Origin of the sequence: Streptomyces jeddahensis (assembly GCF_001642995.1) — a bacterium.
Taxonomy (GTDB): domain Bacteria; phylum Actinomycetota; class Actinomycetes; order Streptomycetales; family Streptomycetaceae; genus Streptomyces; species Streptomyces jeddahensis.
The window spans coordinates 1-531 of record NZ_LOHS01000002.1 but is presented as its reverse complement, the minus strand read 5'-3'; the positions used below and the strand labels follow the sequence as shown (position 1 = coordinate 531).

The following is a 531-nucleotide window of genomic DNA, read 5'->3' as shown; positions in this document are numbered from 1 at the left end:
ATGCGGTACGTCAGCTTGCCGTCGGCCCCGATGTTCCAGCCGAGCGACCCGGCGGGCTGGAGACCGAAGATGGCCGCCGCCGACCACCTCATGTCACCACAGGCCCACACCTTCGCCTTGGCGCTGGTGGCCTCCTTGGCCCAGCTGAGGAACTCATCAGCCGATTTGGGGACGGTGTAGCCCTTCTTGTCGAAGACGTCCTTGCGGTAGAAGGGCGTGATGCCGGGCGTGGAGGCGGCGGGCATCGGGATGCCGCGCAGCGCGCCGCCGAAGATACTCATGCGCCAGGAGTCGGACGGTATCGCGGCCAGGTTCGGGTACTTCTTGACCTTGTCGCCCGCCAGGTAGGGGCCGAGGTCCATGAACTTCGCGGTGACCGCGCTCGAGATCTTGCCGACCAGCTCCCAGCTGGGCACGACCACCATGTCCGGTATGGAGCTGGAGGCCAGCACGGCACCGAGCTTCTCACCGTAGGTGTTGCCGTCCTGGTTCTGCCAGGTGATCTTGGTGCCCGCCTCGGCGTCGAGCGCC

The 531-nt window shown here is 66.7% G+C and carries 1 protein-coding gene; it reads right to left on the bottom strand.

All coding sequences use genetic code 11. The features are described from left to right. Positions 1-531: extracellular solute-binding protein (locus STSP_RS00010; protein WP_157902753.1), on the bottom strand; the 531-nt coding region annotated here is incomplete at both ends.